Here is a 371-nt window from a genome sequence, read left to right as displayed (position 1 = left end):
TGGCGACCCCGGGGACCTTCGTCGAGTTCAGCCGTCAGCGCGGCCTGTCGCGGGACGGGCGGTGCCGCCCGTTCGCCGACGCGGCCAACGGGACCGGCTTCGGTGAGGGCGCGGGCGTGCTGCTCCTGGAGCGGCTCTCCGATGCCCGCCGCAACGGCCACCAGGTGCTGGCGGTGGTGCGCGGCACCGCGGTGAACCAGGACGGCGCGTCCAACGGCATCACCGCTCCCAACGGTCCGGCGCAGCAGCGGGTGATCCGCCGGGCGCTGGCGGCGGCGGGCGTGCCGGGCGGCGAGGTCGACGTGGTCGAGGCGCACGGCACCGGCACCACGCTGGGCGACCCGATCGAGGCCCAGGCCCTGATCGCGACG

At 76.8% G+C, this 371-nt stretch carries 1 protein-coding gene; it reads left to right on the top strand.

All coding sequences use genetic code 11. The features are described from left to right. On the top strand, positions 1–371 hold a 371-nt coding region (locus UK12_RS33615), incomplete at both ends, for a beta-ketoacyl synthase N-terminal-like domain-containing protein (protein ID WP_045307009.1).

Source organism: Saccharothrix sp. ST-888 (assembly GCF_000955975.1).
Classification (GTDB): domain Bacteria; phylum Actinomycetota; class Actinomycetes; order Streptomycetales; family Streptomycetaceae; genus Kitasatospora.
This window is presented reverse-complemented; position numbering and strand designations above follow the sequence as displayed.